Origin of the sequence: Acinetobacter baumannii (assembly GCF_009759685.1) — a bacterium.
In the GTDB taxonomy this organism is placed as follows: domain Bacteria; phylum Pseudomonadota; class Gammaproteobacteria; order Pseudomonadales; family Moraxellaceae; genus Acinetobacter; species Acinetobacter baumannii.
On the sequence record NZ_CP046654.1, the window covers coordinates 384,615 to 406,735 of the forward strand.

At 38.6% G+C, this 22,121-nt stretch carries 22 protein-coding genes; 17 read left to right on the plus strand and 5 right to left on the minus strand.

The genetic code is table 11. The features are described from left to right. The first annotated feature begins 171 nt into the window (after positions 1-171). The 10 genes from GO593_RS01905 to pal all read left to right on the plus strand — a co-directional run bounded on the left by GO593_RS01905 (position 172) and on the right by pal (position 9,919). Complete coding sequence (locus GO593_RS01905; protein WP_000437078.1) at positions 172-1,512, plus strand: deoxyguanosinetriphosphate triphosphohydrolase; 1,341 nt, start codon at positions 172-174, stop codon at positions 1,510-1,512. A gap of 91 nt (positions 1,513-1,603) precedes the next feature. Then, a complete protein-coding gene (gene ruvA / locus GO593_RS01910) occupies positions 1,604-2,203 on the plus strand; it encodes a Holliday junction branch migration protein RuvA (protein WP_000578663.1) in 600 nt (199 codons plus the stop codon). Positions 2,204-2,211: 8 nt separating this feature from the next. Next, a complete protein-coding gene (gene ruvB, locus GO593_RS01915; protein ID WP_001154002.1) occupies positions 2,212-3,216 on the plus strand; it encodes a Holliday junction branch migration DNA helicase RuvB in 1,005 nt (334 codons plus the stop codon). Positions 3,217-3,420: 204 nt separating this feature from the next. After that, on the plus strand, positions 3,421-4,755 hold the full coding sequence (locus GO593_RS01920; RefSeq protein WP_000277199.1) for a M20 family metallopeptidase: 1,335 nt from the start codon (positions 3,421-3,423) through the stop codon (positions 4,753-4,755). A 210-nt stretch (positions 4,756-4,965) separates the two neighbouring features. After that, positions 4,966-5,373 carry a tol-pal system-associated acyl-CoA thioesterase gene (gene ybgC / locus GO593_RS01925; protein WP_001273591.1) on the plus strand — a complete coding sequence of 136 codons (408 nt, stop codon included), beginning with the start codon at positions 4,966-4,968 and terminating at the stop codon, positions 5,371-5,373. Between the two features lie 23 nt (positions 5,374-5,396). Then, the gene (gene tolQ / locus GO593_RS01930) at positions 5,397-6,095 is read left to right on the plus strand and encodes a protein TolQ (RefSeq protein ID WP_000224630.1); all 699 of its coding nucleotides are present in this window, start codon (positions 5,397-5,399) and stop codon (positions 6,093-6,095) included. Beyond that, positions 6,095-6,547: a protein TolR gene (gene tolR / locus GO593_RS01935; RefSeq protein WP_001007562.1), complete on the plus strand. Its 453-nt coding sequence runs from the start codon at positions 6,095-6,097 to the stop codon at positions 6,545-6,547. Before tolQ ends, tolR begins: the two co-directional genes overlap by 1 nt. Before the next feature lie 3 nt (positions 6,548-6,550). After that, positions 6,551-7,954: a cell envelope integrity protein TolA gene (gene tolA / locus GO593_RS01940; protein WP_001039153.1), complete on the plus strand. Its 1,404-nt coding sequence runs from the start codon at positions 6,551-6,553 to the stop codon at positions 7,952-7,954. Positions 7,955-8,047: 93 nt separating this feature from the next. After that, complete coding sequence (gene tolB / locus GO593_RS01945) at positions 8,048-9,328, plus strand: Tol-Pal system beta propeller repeat protein TolB (RefSeq protein WP_000858385.1); 1,281 nt, start codon at positions 8,048-8,050, stop codon at positions 9,326-9,328. Between the two features lie 27 nt (positions 9,329-9,355). Continuing rightward, positions 9,356-9,919, plus strand: a complete 564-nt coding sequence (gene pal, locus GO593_RS01950) for a peptidoglycan-associated lipoprotein Pal (RefSeq protein WP_000836015.1) — start codon at positions 9,356-9,358, stop codon at positions 9,917-9,919. A 54-nt stretch (positions 9,920-9,973) separates the two neighbouring features. On the opposite strand, the gene GO593_RS01955 is transcribed toward pal, so the two are convergent. Then, a complete protein-coding gene (locus GO593_RS01955) occupies positions 9,974-10,162 on the minus strand; it encodes an NF038105 family protein (protein WP_000208542.1) in 189 nt (62 codons plus the stop codon). A 182-nt stretch (positions 10,163-10,344) separates the two neighbouring features. Here GO593_RS01955 and GO593_RS01960 point away from each other — a divergent pair, with 182 nt between their 5' ends. The 5 genes from GO593_RS01960 (at position 10,345) to GO593_RS01980 (ending at position 13,612) form a co-directional block, all read left to right on the plus strand. Continuing rightward, on the plus strand, positions 10,345-11,316 hold the full coding sequence (locus tag GO593_RS01960) for a class 1 fructose-bisphosphatase (protein ID WP_000067971.1): 972 nt from the start codon (positions 10,345-10,347) through the stop codon (positions 11,314-11,316). Positions 11,317-11,372: 56 nt separating this feature from the next. Continuing rightward, positions 11,373-12,149 carry a TrmH family RNA methyltransferase gene (locus GO593_RS01965; RefSeq protein WP_000268353.1) on the plus strand — a complete coding sequence of 259 codons (777 nt, stop codon included), beginning with the start codon at positions 11,373-11,375 and terminating at the stop codon, positions 12,147-12,149. A 159-nt stretch (positions 12,150-12,308) separates the two neighbouring features. Beyond that, positions 12,309-12,923 carry an RNA polymerase sigma factor gene (locus GO593_RS01970; RefSeq protein ID WP_000362312.1) on the plus strand — a complete coding sequence of 205 codons (615 nt, stop codon included), beginning with the start codon at positions 12,309-12,311 and terminating at the stop codon, positions 12,921-12,923. Then, the gene (locus GO593_RS01975) at positions 12,913-13,233 is read left to right on the plus strand and encodes a hypothetical protein (RefSeq protein ID WP_001015075.1); all 321 of its coding nucleotides are present in this window, start codon (positions 12,913-12,915) and stop codon (positions 13,231-13,233) included. The genes GO593_RS01970 and GO593_RS01975 overlap by 11 nt, the downstream gene beginning before the upstream one ends. Further along, the gene (locus GO593_RS01980) at positions 13,223-13,612 is read left to right on the plus strand and encodes a DUF3106 domain-containing protein (RefSeq protein ID WP_000225917.1); all 390 of its coding nucleotides are present in this window, start codon (positions 13,223-13,225) and stop codon (positions 13,610-13,612) included. The genes GO593_RS01975 and GO593_RS01980 overlap by 11 nt, the downstream gene beginning before the upstream one ends. A gap of 89 nt (positions 13,613-13,701) precedes the next feature. On the opposite strand, the gene GO593_RS01985 is transcribed toward GO593_RS01980, so the two are convergent. The 4 genes from GO593_RS01985 to cxpE all read right to left on the minus strand — a co-directional run bounded on the left by GO593_RS01985 (position 13,702) and on the right by cxpE (position 20,241). Beyond that, the gene (locus GO593_RS01985; protein ID WP_000800799.1) at positions 13,702-16,143 is read right to left on the minus strand and encodes a CSLREA domain-containing protein; all 2,442 of its coding nucleotides are present in this window, start codon (positions 16,141-16,143) and stop codon (positions 13,702-13,704) included. A gap of 15 nt (positions 16,144-16,158) precedes the next feature. Then, positions 16,159-18,012 (minus strand): rhombotarget A, encoded by a 1,854-nt coding sequence (rbtA, locus tag GO593_RS01990; protein ID WP_000920020.1) that lies wholly within the window; start codon positions 18,010-18,012, stop codon positions 16,159-16,161. 316 nt (positions 18,013-18,328) lie between these two features. Next, entirely contained in the window at positions 18,329-19,027 is a 699-nt protein-coding gene (gene hda / locus GO593_RS01995; protein ID WP_001249535.1) for a DnaA regulatory inactivator Hda, read from the minus strand. Between the two features lie 20 nt (positions 19,028-19,047). Next, positions 19,048-20,241, minus strand: a complete 1,194-nt coding sequence (gene cxpE / locus GO593_RS02000; protein ID WP_001153980.1) for a chloramphenicol efflux transporter CxpE — start codon at positions 20,239-20,241, stop codon at positions 19,048-19,050. 135 nt (positions 20,242-20,376) lie between these two features. On the opposite strand from cxpE, the gene purM reads away from it, so the two are divergent. After that, positions 20,377-21,447: a phosphoribosylformylglycinamidine cyclo-ligase gene (gene purM / locus GO593_RS02005; RefSeq protein ID WP_000071984.1), complete on the plus strand. Its 1,071-nt coding sequence runs from the start codon at positions 20,377-20,379 to the stop codon at positions 21,445-21,447. After that, positions 21,444-22,073 (plus strand): phosphoribosylglycinamide formyltransferase, encoded by a 630-nt coding sequence (gene purN, locus GO593_RS02010; RefSeq protein ID WP_000975526.1) that lies wholly within the window; start codon positions 21,444-21,446, stop codon positions 22,071-22,073. The genes purM and purN overlap by 4 nt, the downstream gene beginning before the upstream one ends. Positions 22,074-22,121: the final 48 nt, after the last annotated feature.

A 22,121-nucleotide genomic window follows, 5' to 3' on the forward strand; every position in this document is an offset into this window, starting at 1 on the left:
TGTGTTTTTTGTTCAAAATCATTTTTTTAATCATTCTCGCTCAAAATAAATTGTTTCATGTTTATTCAATAACATAATAAAACCTGAACTAAGACAAACTATGTCGCACCAAGCTAGTGCTTTTAGCATTTTTTTGGCATGATCAGGCTTTATAGTTTTGAATAATGATAAATGGAACAAATGCGTTGGTTAGAACTGCTGTCTGCAGTTCGTTTAGGTAGTAAAAAAAGCAGCACAGAGCTGGCTCGAAGCCCATTTCATAAAGATTATGACCGCATTATATTTTCACAAAGTTTTCGTCAGTTAAACCGCAAGACTCAAGTTCATCCTTTAGCACAGCATGATGGCATTCATACCCGTTTAACTCACTCGCTTGAAGTTTCCTGTATTGGCCGTTCCATGGGCATGCTGGCAGCCGAAAAAATTAAAGATGAATTGCCTGTCTGGATTTCTCCTGCCGATGTCGGCGCAATTATTCAAGCGGCCTGCCTTGCTCATGACATTGGCAACCCACCCTTCGGGCATGCAGGTGAATATGCAATTCGTGAATGGTTTGACGATGCCTCACATAATGATTTTTTAAAAAAATTAACTCCCGAAGAAGAAGCCGATGTCCGTCAGTTTGAAGGCAACGCCCAAGGATTACGCTTATTAACCCGTATTGACTATCATCCAGATGATGGAGGCATGCGTTTAACTTACGCGACCTTAGGCGCTTATTTAAAATATCCTTGGCTTTCAAAAACAATCGCGTCTCAAGGTGATCGTCCATCCCACCAACGAGCGAAATTTGGTTGTTATCAATCTGAAAAAGAAATTTTAAAACAAATTGCTGAGCAGCTCGGACTTATTCAATTAGGTGAATATCACTACTGCCGTCATCCACTTACCTATTTATTAGAAGCTGCTGATGATATTTGCTATGCCCTCATCGATTTAGAAGATGGCATTATTCTAAATATGCTGAATTACCAAGAGGTTGAACCAATTTTTCTCAACTTGATTGCAGATTATGGCCAACCTGAAGAGCTATCACTCCCAAGTAGCACATGGCAACAAAAAATTTCGGCATTGCGTGGCCGTGTTATGAAGCGTCTGGTTGATGAAGTCACTACAGCTTTTGCCAAACATCATTATGAAATTATTACTGGTCAGCTCAAAGGTAGTCTTTTACAGTACTGTTCGCCTGATATTGCGGCAGGTATTGAAACAGCCAAAAATCTGGCACGTGAAAAAATCTTTGAACACCCACAAAAGTCTGGTTTAGAAATTATTGCTCACCAAAGTTTGCAAACTATTCTTGATGCATTTGTTCCCTTAACGATGCCGCATAAATCTTTAAGCTTTAAAGAACAGCGCTTGATGTCTATTCTTAATTTGTACGGTGCTCGCTTTAGTAATAACCACTACAGCAATATCATGCAGGTACTCGATATTATCAGTAAGTTTTCAGATCATCAGGCTTATAGCTTGGCTCAAGAGCTACAAGGTAATAAAATCGGCTTGTTTTAAGCTGCCTTAATATAGAAAGAAATACAGCTAGTGTCGTTTTAATACATTTAAAACGACCAGATTTACAGTTATGAATAAGTGAAATTACGCTATGATCGGATGTTTAATTGGCGAAGTGTTTGCCCTAGAAGCCCCAACTGTCTTACTGAATGTAAATGGCGTGGGCTATGAAATTGATACACCGCTTTCAACATTTTGCCAATTACAAAAAGGCCAGAAAGTTACGCTATGGACGCATTTGGTCGTCCGTGAAGATGCTCAGCAGCTTTATGGTTTTAGTGATGCTCAAGAGAAAACTATTTTCCGCACCTTACTAAAAGTAAATGGTGTTGGCCCAAAAATGGCATTAGGTATTCTTTCTACGTTAAGTGTTGAATTGCTGGTACACACAATTGAACATGACGATGTGAATACTTTGGTCAAAGTTCCGGGTGTAGGCAAAAAAACGGCTGAACGTTTAATGATCGAACTTCGTGACCGTTTTAAAACTTTGGCACAAGGAACTTCTAGCGCTGCGGCCCTGCCTCAGATTCAATTTGTTTCGAACTCACCTGTTGCAGAAGCAGAAGCAGCATTACAGTCACTAGGTTATAAACCTCTAGAAGCACAAAAAGCTGTTGCGGCGGTTAAAGCCGATTACACTGAATCAGCCGATATTATTCGTGCTGCACTTAAATCAATGATGAAGTAAACACACCTATGCAAGACCGTCTAATCAGTGGAACAGAAAAACCTGAAGATCATTTTGATCGGGCTATTCGACCGACTTCACTTGCCGATTATATCGGGCAACCAGTCGTACGCGAGCAAATGGAAATTTTCATCGGTGCGGCTCGTGGTCGTGGTGAAGCACTCGATCACACACTGATTTTCGGTCCACCGGGCTTAGGAAAAACTACGCTTGCCAATATTATTGCGCGTGAAATGGGTGGCAATCTCAAATCCACTTCAGGGCCTGTTTTAGAGCGTGCGGGTGATTTGGCTGCAATGCTGACTAACCTTGAAGAAGGCGATGTTTTATTTATTGATGAGATTCATCGTCTTTCACCAGTGATTGAAGAAATTCTGTATCCGGCAATGGAAGATTACCAACTCGATATCATGATTGGTGAAGGCCCTGCTGCCCGTTCAATTAAACTAGATTTACCCCCTTTTACACTTGTTGCTGCGACCACACGTGCCGGCTTACTCACCTCGCCTCTACGTGACCGTTTCGGTATTGTGCAACGTCTTGAATTCTATTCTGTAGAAGACTTAACTCACATCGTGTCACGATCTGCAAACCTCATGGATGTACCCATTACAGTTGAGGGTGCAGAAGAAGTTGCACGCCGTTCACGCGGAACACCGCGTATTGCCAATCGTTTATTACGCCGTGTACGTGACTATGCACAAGTAAAAGGTACAGGCGAAGTTAACCATGAAATGGCACAACGTGCGCTTGATATGCTTAATGTCGATAAAGCTGGTTTAGATACCTTAGACCGACGTTATTTAAGTATGTTGTTAGAACGTTTTGATGGTGGACCTGCTGGTGTTGAAGCCCTTGCAGCTGCTATGGCTGAAGATAGCGGAACACTTGAAGATGTTATTGAACCTTATTTAATTCAGCAAGGTTATGTTATGCGTACTGCACGAGGTCGCATTGCAACCAACCAATCTTATTTGCAGTTTGGCATGACGCCACCTGAGCCTAAAAACTAATCAAAGGAAGAGAATTTTCTCTTCCTTTTTTTATTTAACTATTCTTTTTAACTCAAATAAAAATTGTCTTATCAATAAATTAGCCACTCTATACCTTTTAAGTCTTTCTTTATACCTTATTGATTTTTTAATATTTTTAAAAACTGAATTATAAGAAATCTAGATATTAAATCTTCTGAACAATAATATTTTTAGGATAAGGATATGTACAAAAAAACCGCTTTAATTTTTCCACTTGCCCTAATAAGTCAATTGAGCCTAGCGGATTGGGTAAAAGATGCTACACAACAAAATGAAAATCAGGTCATTCAATTAAGACAACACATCCATGAGTACCCTGAACTAGGCAATATGGAATTTAAAACATCTGCATTGATTCAAAAAGAATTAAAGTCTTATGGCATTCAAGTCAAAACAGGTTATGCAAAAACAGGGGTAATCGGCATTTTAAAAGGGAATAACCCCGGCCCTATTATTGCGCTTAGAGCAGATATGGATGCGCTACCTATGGAAGAAAAAAGTGGTGTGCCATTTGCCAGTAAACAAAAGGCAATTTATCAAGGTAAAGAAACTTATGTGATGCATGCTTGTGGACACGATGCACACACTGCAATGTTATTAGGTGCAGCAAAAATTCTGGCGGCCAATAAAGATAAAATATCAGGCACTGTAGTTTTTGTATTTCAGCCAGCTGAAGAAGGTGGAGCGGATATCGATAACTTCACGCATGGTGATCAAATCGGCTCAAGAAAAATGATTGCGGATGGTGCATTTAAAGACTACAAACCAGAAGCCATTTTTGGCATGCATGTCATGTCCGGCATGAAAAGCGGACATCTATATTATAAAGATGGTGCTATTTTAAACAGTGCCGATCACTTACGGATTCAAGTTAACGGCAAACAGGTTCATGGCTCAACCCCTTGGTTAGGCAGAGATCCAATTTATGCATCAGCTCAAATGATTAATAATTTACAAAGTCTTATTAGCCGAAGAACCGACCTAACCCAAGGTATGGGCGTTATTAGTATTGGCAATATTCAAGGCGGTACAGCTGGAAATGTGATTCATGAACAGGTCAATATGATCGGTACTATTCGATCCAATAACGAACAGATCCGAGAAAATATCCTAAAGAGCTTACCAACTCTGGTGGAAAATAACGCTCAAGCTAATGATGTAACAGCAAAAGTTGAAATTGCGCCTTATGCTCCAGTAACCATGAATAATAAAGCTCTTACTCAACTTATCCAGCCAACATTAGCCAAAACTGTTGGAGATTCGAATCTTCATGTTTTGGACCATAATGCAAGTGCAAGTGAAGATTTTGCCTATTATGGGAAATTAATGCCCTCTTTCTTCGTTTTCTTAGGAGCAACACCTGAAAATCAGGACTTAAGCCAAGCTGCACCAAATCACAACCCTTCTTTTATAGTAGATGATAAGGCCTTAAAGACAGGAACCGAGCTACATATAAGATTCGTTTTAGACTATCCGAATATCGCTAAACAAGTTCAGGCTGCATGGAAACAGTCTTAACTTAACAATATGCTCACCATAGAGTGTTCCGTTTTAAAGAAGAAAGACAGCAGTCGCGATTGAAAGGTTGTGCCATAGGACTTAGTATGCAATCTGCTAAACTGCCCCGTATTTAAAAGCAGATGTATGGCTTTGGATAGAACTGATATTTTATTCAACAGTCATATTTTAAATATAAAGCTCTATAGTGAACTAAAACGGAATACTCTCATGGCGAATCATTTTGAATTCAACATTCGTGTTTATATTGAAGATACGGACGCAGGTGGTATTGTTTACCATGCCAACCACATTCGCTATATGGAACGTACCCGTACAGAATGGCTCCGCGCTGCTGGCGTTGACCATTACTGGCATCAAAAAGACTACAACTTTGTGGTATATAAAATTGACGTAAAATATATGCGTCCTATTTTAATGGATGACTTAATTACTGTTACAGCGCGTGTAGTTTCATGTAAAGCTGCGTCATTTGTGTTGCAACAAAATATTTATCGTGGTGAAATCTTGCTTGCTTCTGGTGAGGTTGAGTTGGCATGTTTAAGTAAAGATCTAATGCCACGTCGTCTTCCGGAAGAAATACGTGATCTTATTCGTAAAGAATTGGAACAAGACTAAAAAAACAACCGGCATATGTAACTATGGCAACAAACATTGAATCAACCCTGCATATTTCTGACCTTATTTTACAAGCAAGTCCAGTCGTCCAGTTGGTCATGCTGATTTTATTGTTAGCATCAATTTTTAGTTGGTACCTGATTGCCAAGTTACATATGAGTTATAAAAAAGCACGCCAAGATGATGAACATTTCCAAAAAATGTTCTGGTCTGGTGCTGAACTCAATACGCTTTACAACAACGCACAACTCAATTCAAAACGCTCAGGCCTTGAAGATATCTTTTATCAAGGATTGAGTGAGTTTTTTAAACTCAAAAAACGCCAAGCTCCTACCTCACAAATGATCGAAGGAACAGAACGTATTTTACGTGTAGGTTTAAGTCGTGATCAGGGTAGTCTGGAATATGGTTTAGGTACTTTAGCAAGTATCGGTTCGGTTGCCCCATATATCGGTTTATTCGGTACTGTTTGGGGAATCATGAATGCTTTTATTGGTTTGGCTGCTGTTGACCAAGTGACGTTAGCGACAGTTGCGCCAGGTATTGCCGAGGCCCTTATTGCAACTGCAATTGGTCTATTTGCTGCAATTCCTGCGGTATTGGCTTTTAACCACTTTACGGCTAAAAGCGAAAGTGTCTACTCTGATCGTGCATTATTTGCCGAAGAGATGATTGCTTTATTGCAACGTCAATCTGTGGGTTCATCACAGGAAGATGCATAATGGCCATTCAACGTTCAGGGCGCTTTGAGCGCATAAAAAAACCATTAAAAAGTGACATGAACGTCGTGCCTTATATCGATGTGATGCTGGTACTTTTAGTGATTTTCATGGTGACTGCTCCCATGATTACCAGTGGTATTAAAGTCGATTTACCTCAGGCAAATAATCATCCAATTGAATCAAAAGATATGCCAGCCATGGTCACGATTGGTAAAGATGGCAATATTTATCTTCAATATGAAGATTACAAAGATAATGAGCCACTTTCTCTTGAAAAACTTGAGTCTGTTTTAAGTGAAGCACAAAAACAAGCTGAGCAGGAAAATAAACAACTTACAGTTTTAGTGAATGGTGATAAGACCCGCCCTTATGGAGAAGTCGTATCATTGATGGCAAGTTTACAAGAAGCAGGTTTAACTCAAGTTGGCCTTCTGACAGAGCCTTTAAAATAAGCTATGAATAAAAATCAAAAGCCTCCTTTTAAACAAAATGCAATAGCATTGAGCTTCACCCTTGGAGTTCATGCAATTGCCATTGTTGGCTTGCTTTTTTTAGGCTTGAGTAAACCACCTGAACAACCAAAAAAGCTCACCACTGTTTTAGTTAAACCAGAAGATTTACCACCACCTTTGGCAAAAGAAGTTGAGCAACCAACCGTAGCAGAAAATCAGGCTGAAGAAGTTCTAAGCCCGATTGTGGATGAAACTCTTCCTCAAAATCTTCCAGCCGCCCCTCCTCCTCCAACAGCACAACAACTTGCTGCTCAAAAGCAAAAAGCTGAGCAGGCACAACAAGCAAAATTAGCTGAGGAAAAGCGTAAAGCTGAAGAAGCTGCTAAAGTAAAGCAAGCTGCAGAGCAACAACGTTTAGAGGAAGCACAAAAGCAACAGGCTGAAGCTAAGCGTCAAGCGGAGGCTAAAGCGAGAGCTGAAGCTGAACAAAAACGAAAAGCCGAACAAAATGCAAAAGCTGAGGCCGATGCGAAAGCTAGACAAAAAGTAACTGAGGAAGCTAAACGTAAAGCTGAGACTGAAGCAAGACTAAAACGTGAAGCTCAAAAAGCTGAAAACGCTAAACTTCAAGCACAACAAGAAGCTAAACGAAAAGCCGAAGCAGATGCTAAAGCCAAACAGCAAAAAGCTGCCGAAGACGCCAAACGTAAAGCTGAATCAGATGCTAAGGCTAAGCAACAAGCAGCTGATAACGCGAAACGTAAAGCCGAGGCCGATGCGAAAGCTAAACAGCAAAAAGCAGCTGAAGATGCTAAACGTAAAGCTGAGGCTGATGCAAAAGCCAAGCAGCAAAAAGCAGCTGAAGATGCTAAGCGCAAAGCTGAGGCCGATGCGAAAGCTAAACAGCAAAAAGCGGCTGAAGATGCTAAACGTAAAGCTGAGGCTGATGCGAAAGCTAAACAGCAAAAAGCAGCAGAAGACGCTAAACGTAAAGCTGAGGCTGATGCAAAAGCCAAACAACAAAAAGCAGCAGAAGATGCTAGACGTAAAGCCGAAATTGAGGCCGAAGAAAAAGCTGCATCTGCTAAAAAAGCTCAAGAAGAAGCTGCCCAGAAAAAAGGTGAAGCTAAAAAAATTGCATCTTCGGCTAAACGTGATTTTGAGCAGAAAATTCGTCGTGCTTGGGATGTTCCTACAGGAAGCAGTGGTAAAACTGTTAGCGTTAGATTTACCCTGTCTGACTCAGGTAGTGTTAGCTCGATTGTTATTACACGGTCAAGTGGAGATGATGCATTGGATGCAAGTATCAAAGCTGCAATTCAGGCGTCTGCTCCTTACCCAATGCCATCGGATCCTGATGCAAGACGAGAAGCGCGAAGCGTTACCTCTACTTTCAGAGCACAATAATTTTGTAAGAGTTACATGCTTTAAATAGTTTGAAGCATGTAACTATGCTACAAAATCACCAGTCACAAAAATACCTTCAATGACTTTAAACCTATGAAAACGAGCCGCAAACACCTTCTAGCCTTAACGCTACTTACAGCATTAAGTCCTCTTGCACCAACAGCTGCCTTTGCTCAATTACATTTAGAGATTGCAAAAGCACCTGATCAGGCGCCTAAAATCGCTATTGTGCCTTTTAATAACGACAATGGACTTTATCCTATTGTTGAAACTGACTTGAACCGCTCAGGACGTTTTACAAGTTCATCAAAAAATTTACCTGCAAATGCTGCTATTAACCAGATTCAAGCATCTGATTGGCAAGCTGCGGGTATTCCTTATGTTGTTACTGGACAAATTAAGCAAACAGCTGACGGGTTTGAAGTCCATTACCAACTTTATGATGTACAAAAACAGCAATATCTTCTGAATGAATTGTTAAATGTTCCTGCTTCACGCATACGTCAAGCAGGACATATGGTAAGTGACGCTATTTATCAGGCCTTAACCGGAATTCCAGGCGATTTTAGTGGTCGTATCGCTTATGTATTACGTAATCCTGCCACTCCTGCTGAACGTTATACCTTACAAATCGCCGATACAGATGGTGAACAACCGAAAACTGTTCTCTCTTCACGTGACCCGATTTTGTCTCCGGCATGGACTCCTGACGCTAAAAAAATTGCTTATGTTTCTTTTGAAACTAAACGTCCAGCCATTTATTTACAAGATCTCTCTACTGGAACACGTGAAGTAATTACGAGTTTTAAAGGCTTAAATGGTGCACCAAGCTTTTCACCAGATGGCAAATCAATGCTATTTACAGCATCGATGAATGGTAACCCTGAAATTTATCAAATGGATTTATCAACTCGCCAAGTCAAACGCATGACAAATGACTCGGGAATTGATACTGAAGCGCGTTACACACCAGATGGAAAAGCTTTTATTTTTACATCTGACCGTGGAGGCTCTCCTCAAATTTATCGCTATGATTTTGGGAATGGCTCAGTAAAACGCTTAACATTTAAAGGGTCATTTAATGCTCGTGGCACTTTAAGTGCAGATGGTAAAAAAATTGCACTTGTGCATCGACCAAGTGGTAGTAACTATAAAGTTGCGATCCAAGATATTAATACAGGCATTGTCAATATTCTTACCCCAACCAGTTTAGATGAATCACCAAGTTTCTCACCAAATGGGCAAATGGTGGTTTATGCAACTCGTGAAGGGAACCGTGGTTTACTGTCTATCATGTCCACTGATGGTCGTTTCCGTATGAATTTACCGAGTGAGCAAGGTGAAGTACGTGAACCAGCCTGGGCACCTAAATAACTTTTTATTCCATTGATGGAGATGATGATGAAATCAATTAAATATTTGGCCTTTCCTCTACTTAGTGCAGCACTTGTCATGACAGGTTGTGCAAGTCGTAAGCCAGCAACAACGGCAACTACAGGTACAACTAACCCAAGCACAGTAAATACGACAGGCTTAAGTGAAGATGCTGCATTAAATGCTCAAAATCTAGCAGGTGCTTCTTCAAAAGGTGTAACTGAGGCAAACAAGGCTGCCCTAGCGAAACGCGTCGTTCACTTCGATTATGACAGTAGTGATTTATCTACTGAAGATTACCAAACACTTCAGGCTCATGCTCAGTTCCTCATGGCAAATGCAAACTCAAAAGTTGCATTAACTGGTCATACGGACGAGCGCGGTACACGCGAATACAACATGGCCTTGGGTGAGCGCCGTGCAAAAGCAGTTCAGAATTATCTTATTACCAGTGGTGTAAATCCTCAGCAACTTGAAGCTGTAAGTTATGGTAAAGAAGCACCTGTTAATCCTGGCCATGATGAATCAGCTTGGAAAGAAAACCGCCGCGTTGAAATTAACTATGAAGCGGTTCCTCCTCTATTAAAATAAAACATCCCAAAAAATAAACGCCCAAATATGGGCGTTTATTTTTACATTCTTACTTTAAGAAGATTTATTTTGCTCTTCTTCTGAATGTTGCATTGACTCAATCAAATCATGCTTATTAAAAGCTTTATATTCAGGTTTTGCCTCATAATCTTTCCAAGCTTCCTGAACACTTTCTTTCGAAATTTCTTCTAAATTGATTGGTTCACCTGCTGTTGGGGTCGCATCAAACTTCTTAGTTGTCATTTCGATTCTCCTAAATCTACATTCCTTTGTTATGCAAACAACATACCACGTAAAATGGGGCTTGTAAGCATAAATGCAACACAAATAAAGTAAGATAATTTTTATTTTTCGGCATTCTCATCTAGAATATGCCACGTATTTATCTGACTCATTTTGATGCTTGCGCACAGGAGCGTTTTTTTATGTCCAACCTCACATTGTCCCAATTTTTACAACAAGAAAAAGGGAATCTTACACCTGAGTTGGCTCAAGTCATCGACACAATTGCTGCGACTTGTAAAACCATTGATCAAGCCTTACAAAAAGGTGCCTTGGCTGGAATTTTGGGTAGCGCAGGTAACGAAAATGTTCAAGGTGAAACACAGAAAAAACTTGATGTGATTTCTAATGACTATTTAATCGATGCTTTAAAAGTCCATCCTCACGTGGGTGGTCTTGCATCTGAAGAACTTGATGATTTTACACCAGCACAAGAAAACGGCGAATACTTGGTTCTATTTGATCCATTAGATGGTTCAAGCAACATTGATATCAACATGTGTGTCGGAACAATCTTCTCGATTCTTCCTGCCAAAAATGCGGTTACACAAGCACAAGATTTCATGCAGGCAGGCACTCAACAAGTTGCTGCTGGCTATGTGTTATATGGCCCATCAACTATGATGGCTTTAACAGTTGGAAACGGTGTAGCTTTCTTTACGTTAGACCCAGAAACACAAACATTCTTACTTACTACAGAGAATGTTCAAGTATCAGCAGATACTCAAGAATTTGCTATTAATGCATCTAACCAACGCCATTGGGAACAACCAGTAAAACAATATATTGAAGAGTTACTTGCAGGTAAAACATCTGTACGTGAAAAAGACTTCAATATGCGTTGGGTCGCATGTATGGTGGGGGATGTTCACCGTATTTTATGCCGTGGTGGTATTTTCCTTTACCCATATGACTTAAAAGACCCGAAAAAAGCTGGTCGTTTACGTTTAATGTATGAAGCCAACCCAATGAGTATGCTCATTGAACAAGCAGGCGGCGCATCAACTACTGGCCGTGTACGCATTCTAGAGATTGAACCTACAGAACTTCATCAACGTGTTCCTGTGATTATCGGTTCTAAGAATGAAGTTGAACGTGTAACAAGCTATCATTAATAATTTAAATTACACAGGGCGTCATAGTATGATGACGCCCTTTTGGATATTCCCTTATGGCGGTTATTTTTTTAGAATCAAAAGTCAATGCAAAAATTAAACATTTGCGTGGTTTAATTGAACTCAATAGCGCCCGAAAAAAGCATCAACAAACAGTTCTTGAAGGTACCCACCTTTGTCTAGCTTGGTTACAACAACAGAAAAAACTCTTTTCGTTGTTTACGACTGAACAAGCCTTAGAACATCCCGATTTAAAGAAAATCATTGAACTTCACCAAGGTCATGTCTTTATTATTAGCGAAGTTTTATATAAAGATTTAAGTACTTTAGGTAATACTCTTCCTTGCTTGGCTATTATCGATTTACCGAAAACTGCATCAACCATTGACTATAGCGTAGATACGTTAATTCTAGAAAATGTACAAGATCCGGGTAACGTAGGTACATTGTTACGTTCAGCGGCAGCAGCAAATATAAAACAGATTATTTGCACACAAGGCTCTGCCTCACTTTGGTCTCCACGAGTTTTAAGAGCAGGTATGGGGGCACATTTTAGCCTGTCTTGTTTTGAAAACTTTCAATTGACCGATATTCTTCCTAAATTCGATATTCCTGTTTTCGTTACAAGCTCTCATCGCTCGACTAGTCTTTATTCAAAAGACCTTTCAAAACCATGTGTTTGGATTTTAGGCAATGAAGGACAAGGTGCAAGTGATTATGCTTTAGACCATGCACAATCAGTGACTATACCGCAGCCCGGTGGTCAAGAGTCATTAAATGTAGCCATTGCAGGATCAATTTGTTTTTTTGAAATGGTTCGCCAACGCCAATAAAACGTTAATTTATTTTACATCGCTCATATTTGTGAAAAAAATCATTTACACTACTAAAAAATAGCCGATTGTTGTCAACCTCCCACCTCTTTTCAACGTTATATAAGAGATATATTGAAGATAAGGTGGGTACGTCCAATGACAGGATTTTCCATCTCCATGGATTTAGCACCGAAAAAGTCTCGATCGGAAGCATCTAGTGCTCATGCCAGCACGGCTGAGCAACGCCTAAAGGTTTTCATGCAAGATGTTACTGGTCGTGCTTTAGTGATGATGGAAAGTGCTACCCAAGGACAACAAGGCATTGCTATGGACTTGGTTCAAGAAGCATTTATTGCTTTACACAAGTCTTACGCCGATCGAAGTACTGAAGAATGGTATCCCCTATTTTATACTATTCTAAATAATAAACTTCAGGATTGGCGCCGCAAAGAAGCACGTCGGGCAAACCCATTTTCATTCTTCAAAAAAGTTAGTCTAGACAATGATGATGAAGAAATCATTGATATTGTCGATGAAAAAGCAATCAATCCAGCAGATTTTCTAGATCAAGCAGTGACCATAGAAGAGATCCAGGAAGCGATTGCAAAACTACCTGTTCGTCAACAACAAGCTTTTATGTTACGTGCGTGGGAAGGTTTTGATACCCATACTACAGCGCAAATTATGAACTGCACCGAAGGTAGTGTAAAAACCCATTATCATCGAGCAATTCAGGGACTTAGAGAGTATTTAGCGCATTTAAATCCCATGGGAGGTTCCAATGAATCATGATGATTTCACTAAAAAGGTGACATCCAAACTCGATAGTTTGGCCCATCACCATAAAAATAAAACAGTGGTGATGAATCATGTGCTTGACCATATCCAGCAAAAACCAGCCTCTTATTATAGTGTCTGGAAAATGACTGGTTTTGCACTCGCAGCAGCGATTACTGGTTTTGTTATTTTACCAAACTCAGTAGATATGCTTGATAAGCCACAAAATCAAGTCGTTGTAAATCCTAAATTATCGCCACAAATGGTAGAAGATTTAGAAATGCTTATGGTGTTGGGTGAGGATAAAGTTCAACATGGTAGCTAAAAAGTTAGCACTTATCCTTTGTTCATTAAGTTTCTTGCAAACAAGTTTTGCAGGTTTCGAACGTTTCTGGATTTTTTCGAAAGATGCCAATACGCAAGTAGATGATACTTGGAATGCTCTATCTGAAGAAGAGCAACGAGCCGTAATTAAACGTTATCAAAGCTTAAAGGAATTACCATCCAACCAAAGTGCTAACTTGCAACAACGTATGGATTGGTTTAACCAGCTTCCAGATGCAGAAAAGCAAAAAATGCGTGAAGCTTGGCAAAAAATGAGTACACAAGAGCGTAATGATTTACGTCAACGCATGCTCAAAGCAAGTGCTGATGAAAGAACTGCTATACGCGAAGAATATATAAATAAATATTTAGAGCACTAAAAACCGTATTTAACATTTATCTTTTTTAAAAATAAAAAGTTACTAACAAATAAAAAAGCCTCCTAGTGGAGGCTTTTTTATTTTTCTCATCACTTACGATAACGTCTATAAGCAATTAAACTTAGTAGTGATGCGATAGAAAGGATTCCAATACTTCCGCCACCTCCACCGCCACGTGAATCATCAGTTGTGGTTGCTGTACTTATCAACTTAATAGTACCCTCATTTGAGATTTTACCATCAGCATCATATACATAATAAGTTAAGGTATCGTTGAAGGTATTAAATACATTACTAGCTTGAATATAGATATTACCGCCATAACAAGTATTATCTTTATCATTATTAGGACATGGACCTTCTCGATCCGCTTTTACTACTTTAAAAATACCATCTTTTGAACTTTTACTTGGAAGATAAATTGGTAGCTCAACGCCTTTATCATTGACCCAAAATTGAGGCTTATTAGGTTTTGTTTGAAGAGTATTCGCTGGTCCGTCCCCATCATCATTTGCATATTTAAGTAAATTTATAGGGATAATTTCATTAGCCAAATATTTAAATGAAACTGTTTCATCAGTAGCTACAGGAGCAATGTTATCAAAACGAGCCTCTAATAAACCTGTCGATTGAATAGAACCATCTTTAGTACTTACTGTATATTTACAATAGTTGTAATCACCTGCTTGGGTAATTCTGTCATCTAAACGATAAAATATAATTTGCTGTAAAGCAGAGTTCCATTCACATTTAAGTATATTCTCTTCTTTATCCTTAATATTATAAACTTTATCGTCTATTAAACCTGTTCCAATAGTTTCAACATTAATATTATAATCAGTTGTATTAAAGAATTTTAATGTGTGATTAGCACCCTCATTAGGTAAAGGCAATCCTTTAGCTTTCAAATCTATATAAATAGCACGATACTTTGCATTTGCTTTAGTTTGATCAAGAAGATTTTTATATTCTACCGATCTTATTTTTAATACTGGCCATAAATATGAAAAAGCTTGGTTCTTAAGATTTTCTTGTACATTATCATATCGAGTCTGATATGTAGAAATTCGATCAGTAAAAGAATCATTGCCTAAATCTTTTATATCTCCAGCAGTCAGTTTCATTAGCTCAATCGAACCAATATCACAACTATTTTTGATACCTGACTGATAATATAACTTATTAGTTACAGATCTAATAAGCCCCCGTTGGTCTAGAGTTATACAAGTATCTTTACCATCAGGATCTACATCTATCAAATCATTTTGTGGAGATGAGGTGTTATTCAATGGGTAATAAACAGGTAAAAAGCCTGTTTCTGGCGAAGCAGAACTTTGCGGTTCTAATAACGAACTAAAAGGAATATTCGCAATATCAATAGTCTTATTAGATGAGGTAAGTGCTTCTGTTGGTAAATCACATTTTTCAACGTTATTCGTTAAATTTAATGCATTAAATGATAGTGTAAAACCAGAATTTTTTAGGTCCGCAGCAGGTCCCACTAAATAACGACAAGCGTAACTACCTAGATTGTACCCTATTAAATTAAACCTTAATTCTTTTATACCCAAACTATCATATAAGAAGGTAGTATGTGCAGTGTTCTCAACAATCGTATTATTCTGTAAATTTAAACTACTACTTCCGCTCAGTATAGTTGAGGGATTAGTTGTACTTCCAGGAACGGCATCTCCAGTAAATTTTAGAATACTACCATTTATCTTATCAGCGATATTTTTTGCAATCGTATTAATTGTCAATATGGCGTTTGGTTCACCACAAAATTCAAATGTACTCTTAGAGTTAAGCGAACCATTTTTGAAAATACTTGAAGACGTTATAGTGATATCACGTTTAGCATAAGCTGGTTCTTCTTTACAACTCATCGCTAAAACACTACCGGTAACTGCTTGATTACCCTGTAGTAATGAATGGCTTATTGATAAGTTTACCCCACTCCCACCCAGAAAAATGGCACCACCTTTTGGAGCTTGAGAATTTAAAATTTGGGAATCTAACAAGGTGACATTACCACCTGCATAAATAGCCCCGCCTTGGGTTGAAGCTATACCATTTTCTAAAATAATATTTTGTAAAGTTAAAGCCTTTTTATTCTCTGCAGTATTAAATATGCGTGACTTACCCGCAGCATTAATACGTGTTTTAAGTTCTGGTAGAGCAGGATAATCATTTGTTAGAGGGTTTTTTTCTGTCCAATTTTTATCTTCTCCTCGCTCTCCATAACCATAGATAGAAATATTTGCATTTGGTACTAATTCTTTATTTAAAGTATAAGTCCCTGCTTTTAACTGAATTGCCTGATTATCATCTAAGCTAAAAATAGTGCATCCATAGTCTGATTTACGTGTAGCTGCCACTTTAATTGCTTCACGTAATGAACACGCATTTGGATTTTCACCATCTTCGTCAGCAAAAGTTGTAACCTCAATCCGTTTATTTGTGCTATCAGCAAACAATGGCATGGTCGCAAGTATAGATAACGCCAATAATGCTTTTTTATAATTTTTCATAGTCTTCATCCTTGATTATGACTTAAAGCGACGTAACGCAACCAACCCTAGTAAACTTAAAATAAAACCAGCCCCTATACTTCCTCCCCCACCAGAGCTGACAGATTTATCTTCAATTCCAGACAAAGGTTCCTGTACAATTCTTGTAGGAATAGTAATGTATTGGAACTCGACTCCTTCATTAAATCTTGAAATACTTGTAACTACCTGAATACTAAAAATATCTGCACCATGCCAATTACCATTTGGTGTATAAATTACATTTCCATTCTGATCTATAGTTACGGTACCTTTCGAAACAGGTGTATCAGTACTTTGTTTTATTTTCAAACAGCCAGGTTGCCATTCTTTACCATCAGGACGTTCACCGAATAAACGCTTACACGTGGCAGGTGTAACCAAGTCTGCTTCACTTAATGAGCCTAAAATACTAAACTTTGCAACCTGCCCATATCTAATATCCTGACCAACTGAAGAGATCTCACTATTTAGGATATATTCAATTGCGCCTAAATCACATAACTCATCATAACCAGTACGTCTTTTTCCACGCTGATCTAAAGTTTCACAACTTGCCAAGCCTACAGAAGTACCATCACTGTACAAACGGCCTTTATTAATAATAAGTGAATCAGCTAAAGTATTATAACTTTCAAGTAACCGTGGCTTAAAAAAGCCCAAGAAACTATCCTTTGGCGTATTAAAAGGACATAACAACCCATCCTTTGAAGCTACATCACAAACTCCCTCATCTGTACTACCAGCAATTAATTTCTGATTGGCAGGATAAAGAATATTTGGAACTTTTACTGAAGCGTTACGATTACATTCTGTAGTCACTAAATTACTTTGGATAATTGCTTTATCAGTTGAATTAGCCTGACAATTAATTGTATTTCCAACTAATATACTATTTGAAATTGAAGCATTGCCTTGTGGAGCTTCAAGGAATAATCCTTTGTCATTTTTAATCATCGTAATATTATTAACAAACATCCCATCTCGAACATTCGTAATAAAACCACCTTTATTATGAAAGACCGTACTATTGCTTAATCCTATAGCACGTTGAACTACATATTCTCCAGTACTTTCATCATCAAATGAATCTTGACTGAAGAAGAGTGAACCACTTGTATTACTAACTTCATTATCACGAATTACCGATTGAGTAATTAGAAATAAGGGTTGCTCACTATAGATTACCCCACCTTGGGCTGCTTTATTATTCTGGATAAGGCTATTTACAATATAAACAAAACCAAAGGTTCTATCACTTTTTGAGGCAAACCCTTGATTGTAAATCACTCCACCTTGATTCGCATATCCACCTGTTAAACGAGAGTTTTGAATAGTCAATTTTTCATGGTTTAAAATTAAACCACCTGTTAACACTTTAGAGTTTGCACCTGCCCCTTGTAAGTTAAGATCACTCAACAAAACCGAAAATGATGCTTTTTCAACACTCTCATCATCAATTTTAAATAGCTGATCTGTACCTGCCATTTTGATAGTTGCATTATGAGAACCGGGCTGATCAGTATCAACTAATGTAGAATCATTTTTTGCTGTACTAATTGTAAGGGGTGCTGTAATCGTTATTCTGCTATTTAACGTATATTCTTTATCGCGCTGTAAAATAATATTTGATGAAGCGTCCTTATTTCCGCAGCCATGATACCCATCTTTTACTGAGGCAACCACGGTAGAATCACTTGAATTACGCTTATTTATTAGTTCTACAGCCTCACGTAATGAGCATACTGTATTATCGACATCTTCATCAATTGTAGTTGTGACTTCAATATCAGCAGAATAAGCATGCCCAGCAGCAGCCAATAATGCAAAAGCAATGCTCCGTTTGAGCATACCCTTCTCCTTACCTATTTTTTTCATTTTTCTTTGTCAATATTGCAAAGTTTCCACTTTTGCAAACGCATCCTTTGTGCGTACTTTGTCACAGGAATCAGAATTTCTCAAGATGTTTTGATCGGTCTATAGCGTCATTTTCGATAGGGAACTTTCTAAATATTTGTACAATTAAAGATCTATTGATATATGAAAATTTTACTTATAAAAATTTAAAAGTATTTTTCAAGGTTAAAAGAATAAATAGCTCATGATTTTTATAGTAAGGAAAGTTTACTTAGGCTAATAAATTAAAAGTCCAGAAGCTAGAAAATTATTATTGTTGATATTCATCAATTAAAGCATAGATTTGTCTTAACGTTGCATTTGAAAGTTTAGTCTTCTCACCTTTAAGGAGTTTTTCTAATTGTGCTACGGTTTGCAATAGAATAGAAGCTTGATGAGGCCCATGTAAAAGTAAATAGTCTACAATCTGCTGATCAAAATGGATCCCACGTCTAGCCATTACAGAAGTGACTAAAGCATAGCGGTCAGCATATAAACTTCCGCTCGGCACTTTTACACTCACTGCTTGTGTAAGTCGCGATTGTAAATCTGGTAACTCTAGTTTTAATTCAATCGGTGCAACACGTGAAGAGAAAACAAGTTGTCCTTCATGGTTATTCATTAAATGAAAAACAGCTTTTTGCCAGTGAGGCACCCCACTAATTGACTCAATATCATCTAAAGCCACCAGATCATAGTGCTCTAAGCAAGTAATTGCCTCAATTGGAGCATCGAGAAGTTCAAGCAAAGAAACTTTAATTGCAGATTTACCGACCTCTAAATAAGAATCACAAATCGCTGAAAGCAAATGGCTCTTGCCTGTTCCTGCGCCACCATAGATATAAAATCTATTTACTAGACCCGCATGTAGTTGTCGCACTGCATCCACTACATGCCCCCAACCTGGTCCCGAAAAATCACTGATTCGGGCATCAAGTTGAGGTTCTATATCCAGTTGGAGTTGACGCATATAATGAATTGGCCTTGAAATTATTTCTGATCTGAAAGATTCGGGGTATCTGTATCTTGCTGTTTTTTAACTTCAAGATCAAGTTTAGTATTTTCAGTTTCTACATGAAGTTGCTCAATATTACCCTCTTGGATTAATAATGTAGAAGATGGAGCATAGAATGAACTCCGTTCGTAATTTTCTCTGAGGTGTTTTAAGAGCACCACAATGACAGCCGCCACAGGTAATGCAATTAACATTCCTAAAAAGCCAGCCAATTGAGCCCCAGCTAAAACAGCAAATACAACTGCAACAGGTGAAAGACCAATTTTATCACCGAGTAGGAATGGCTGCAGAATATAGCCCTCTACTGCCTGCCCAATCATAAAGACTACGCCAACAAGTAATAAGTGTGTCCAGTCCATTCCAAATTGGAACAAACTTGCAATAACCGCTGCAATAATCCCGACTGCAAATCCTAGATAAGGAATAATACTGGCAAGACCTGCCACCATACCAATAATTAGGCCTACCTCTAATCCAATTAATTGTAAGCCTACTGCATAAACTACACCGAGCAAAAGCATAACAAGGAACTGACCTTTAACAAATGCTCCTAACACGCTATGGCATTCACGGACGATTTGTAAGGTCGTAGCCTCATATGGCCGTGGAATGAGACGACGTAAGTTTTGTAACATACGGTCCCAGTCTAATAAGAAGTAAAAAGCAATAATTGGGATTAAAACAACTGTTCCACCAATTTGAATAAAATTAAGTCCTGATTGTGCAAGCTTTAATAAAACTGCTTGAATACTATCGGCACTGTAATTGGTCTGAACATAATCCATCACAGCTTTGGACATTTGATCGGTATCAATTTCCATTTGCTGGACATGGAAGGTCGAAGAAATCCATGGTAATAGCTCTGCATTAATCCAATGAATCCCCGCTGGAATACTGTCTCGAGCGTAAACAAGTTGTTTCCAGATCAGTGGAACCAGGTACCATAATGCAACGGTTAAAGTTACACCTATACCAATAAAAACAATACTAATTGCCAACCAGCGAGGTATCTTAATTTTTACTAGAACTTCGACTAGTGGACTAAATAAATAAGCCAGGAAAAAAGCACCAATAAATGGGATGACCACAGGCTTGAGCAAGTATAATACCCATACCAGCAATACAATACCTGCGAGTAAGAAAATACGGCGCAGTATACGATCTTGCATAAAATCTAGCCTTTTTTGATTTAATCGTTATAAATGGAAAAATATTTTTATTAAAGATAGCATTTTCGAGCATAAATAACATAAGAGTTTCGTATATTCAGGTTATAATCTGCCGCCAATGCGGAGACTTCATTTATGAGCAACTCAACTTCTACCCCAAATACCGGTTTAAGCTACAAAGATGCGGGTGTTGACATTGAAGCGGGCGACGCACTGGTCGATCGTATCAAGTCAGTCGCTAAACGTACAACTCGTCCAGAAGTAATGGGCGGACTTGGTGGCTTTGGTGCACTATGCAAAATTCCTAAAGGTTACGAAGAACCTGTTTTGGTTTCTGGAACTGACGGTGTAGGTACTAAATTACGTTTAGCACTTAACCTTAATCGTCATGACACAATCGGCCAAGATCTTGTCGCGATGTGTGTAAACGATCTTTTGGTTTGTGGTGCAGAACCACTATTCTTCCTCGACTATTATGCGACTGGTCACTTAAATGTCGATGTAGCTGCAAACGTAGTTACTGGTATCGGTAAAGGTTGTGAACTTGCAGGTTGCGCACTTGTAGGTGGTGAAACAGCTGAAATGCCTGGCATGTATGAAGGCGAAGATTACGATCTTGCTGGTTTTGCCGTAGGTGTAGTTGAGCAAAGCAAAATTATTGATGGCTCTAAAGTAAAATCTGGTGATGTACTTATTGGTGTTGCATCAAGCGGTGCTCACTCAAATGGTTATTCATTACTACGTAAAATCTTAGATGTTAAGAATGTAGACTTAACTCAAGTAATTGATGGTCGCCCTCTTGCAGACGTAGCAATGGAGCCAACACGTATTTATGTAAAACCAGTTCTAGAGCTTTGCAAACAAGTTGATGTACACGCGATGGCACACATCACTGGTGGCGGCTTACCAGGTAACTTACCACGTGTATTACCAAATGGTGCTCAAGCTGTAATTAATGAAGCTTCTTGGGAATGGCCAGAATTATTCAAACTTTTACAACGCGAAGGCAATGTAGAACGTTTTGAAATGTACCGTACCTTTAACTGTGGTGTAGGTATGGTCATTGCTGTTGATGCAAATGATGCAGAAAAAGCAATTGAAGTGCTTAATGCTCAAGGTGAAAAAGCTTGGAAAATCGGACATATCCAAGAAAATGCTGAATCAGTGGAAGGTGCAGACGAAAAAATTCGTGTGATCTTTGAATGATGAAAATTGCTGTTCTAGTCTCTGGGAACGGCAGCAACTTACAAGCCTTGATAGATGCAAATCTATCAGGGCAAATTGTAGGTGTACTGTCTAATAAAGCCGATGCTTATGCCCTAGAGCGTGCTCAAAATGCCAATATCGCGACAGCCGTAATCTCTCACAAAGACTTTCCTAGTCGTGAAGATTTTGATGAAGCTATGCATCAGCAACTTATCGCATGGCAAGCTGACGTGGTTATTTTAGCTGGCTTTATGCGTATTTTAACTGCTGACTTTGTCGATAAATGGCAAGGTAAAATGCTTAATATCCATCCTTCATTATTACCTGCCTATAAAGGCATTAATACACATCAACGTGTATTAAATACGGGGGATCGATTACATGGCTGTACCGTTCACTTTGTGACTTCTGAACTTGATGCTGGTCAAGCAATCGCTCAATCTGCCATTGAAGTAAAAGAACATGACAATGTTGCATCCTTGGCCGAACGTGTACATAAACTTGAGCATTTTATTTATCCTCAAGTTGCAGAGTGGTTATGTAATGGCCAGCTCACATGGAAAAATGGACAAGCCTATTTCCGCAATAAAATTCTTGAACACCCTATCCGTTTTGCATCTTGGTAAAAGTTTGCTTAACAACAATTAAAAAAGGACATGCATGCATGTCCTTTT

Excerpts from the sequence above, each read along its gene's own strand:
- GO593_RS01905 (WP_000437078.1), top strand. The coding sequence starts at position 172 with ATGGAACAAATGCGTTGGTTAGAACTGCTGTCTGCAGTTCGTTTAGGT.
- ruvA (WP_000578663.1), top strand. The coding sequence starts at position 1,604 with ATGATCGGATGTTTAATTGGCGAAGTGTTTGCCCTAGAAGCCCCAACT.
- ruvB (WP_001154002.1), top strand. The coding sequence starts at position 2,212 with ATGCAAGACCGTCTAATCAGTGGAACAGAAAAACCTGAAGATCATTTT.
- GO593_RS01920 (WP_000277199.1), top strand. The coding sequence starts at position 3,421 with ATGTACAAAAAAACCGCTTTAATTTTTCCACTTGCCCTAATAAGTCAA.
- ybgC (WP_001273591.1), top strand. The coding sequence starts at position 4,966 with ATGGCGAATCATTTTGAATTCAACATTCGTGTTTATATTGAAGATACG.
- tolQ (WP_000224630.1), top strand. The coding sequence starts at position 5,397 with ATGGCAACAAACATTGAATCAACCCTGCATATTTCTGACCTTATTTTA.
- tolR (WP_001007562.1), top strand. The coding sequence starts at position 6,095 with ATGGCCATTCAACGTTCAGGGCGCTTTGAGCGCATAAAAAAACCATTA.
- tolA (WP_001039153.1), top strand. The coding sequence starts at position 6,551 with ATGAATAAAAATCAAAAGCCTCCTTTTAAACAAAATGCAATAGCATTG.
- tolB (WP_000858385.1), top strand. The coding sequence starts at position 8,048 with ATGAAAACGAGCCGCAAACACCTTCTAGCCTTAACGCTACTTACAGCA.
- pal (WP_000836015.1), top strand. The coding sequence starts at position 9,356 with ATGAAATCAATTAAATATTTGGCCTTTCCTCTACTTAGTGCAGCACTT.
- GO593_RS01955 (WP_000208542.1), bottom strand. The coding sequence starts at position 10,162 with ATGACAACTAAGAAGTTTGATGCGACCCCAACAGCAGGTGAACCAATC.
- GO593_RS01960 (WP_000067971.1), top strand. The coding sequence starts at position 10,345 with ATGTCCAACCTCACATTGTCCCAATTTTTACAACAAGAAAAAGGGAAT.
- GO593_RS01965 (WP_000268353.1), top strand. The coding sequence starts at position 11,373 with ATGGCGGTTATTTTTTTAGAATCAAAAGTCAATGCAAAAATTAAACAT.
- GO593_RS01970 (WP_000362312.1), top strand. The coding sequence starts at position 12,309 with ATGGATTTAGCACCGAAAAAGTCTCGATCGGAAGCATCTAGTGCTCAT.
- GO593_RS01975 (WP_001015075.1), top strand. The coding sequence starts at position 12,913 with ATGAATCATGATGATTTCACTAAAAAGGTGACATCCAAACTCGATAGT.
- GO593_RS01980 (WP_000225917.1), top strand. The coding sequence starts at position 13,223 with ATGGTAGCTAAAAAGTTAGCACTTATCCTTTGTTCATTAAGTTTCTTG.
- GO593_RS01985 (WP_000800799.1), bottom strand. The coding sequence starts at position 16,143 with ATGAAAAATTATAAAAAAGCATTATTGGCGTTATCTATACTTGCGACC.
- rbtA (WP_000920020.1), bottom strand. The coding sequence starts at position 18,012 with ATGCTCAAACGGAGCATTGCTTTTGCATTATTGGCTGCTGCTGGGCAT.
- hda (WP_001249535.1), bottom strand. The coding sequence starts at position 19,027 with ATGCGTCAACTCCAACTGGATATAGAACCTCAACTTGATGCCCGAATC.
- cxpE (WP_001153980.1), bottom strand. The coding sequence starts at position 20,241 with ATGCAAGATCGTATACTGCGCCGTATTTTCTTACTCGCAGGTATTGTA.
- purM (WP_000071984.1), top strand. The coding sequence starts at position 20,377 with ATGAGCAACTCAACTTCTACCCCAAATACCGGTTTAAGCTACAAAGAT.
- purN (WP_000975526.1), top strand. The coding sequence starts at position 21,444 with ATGATGAAAATTGCTGTTCTAGTCTCTGGGAACGGCAGCAACTTACAA.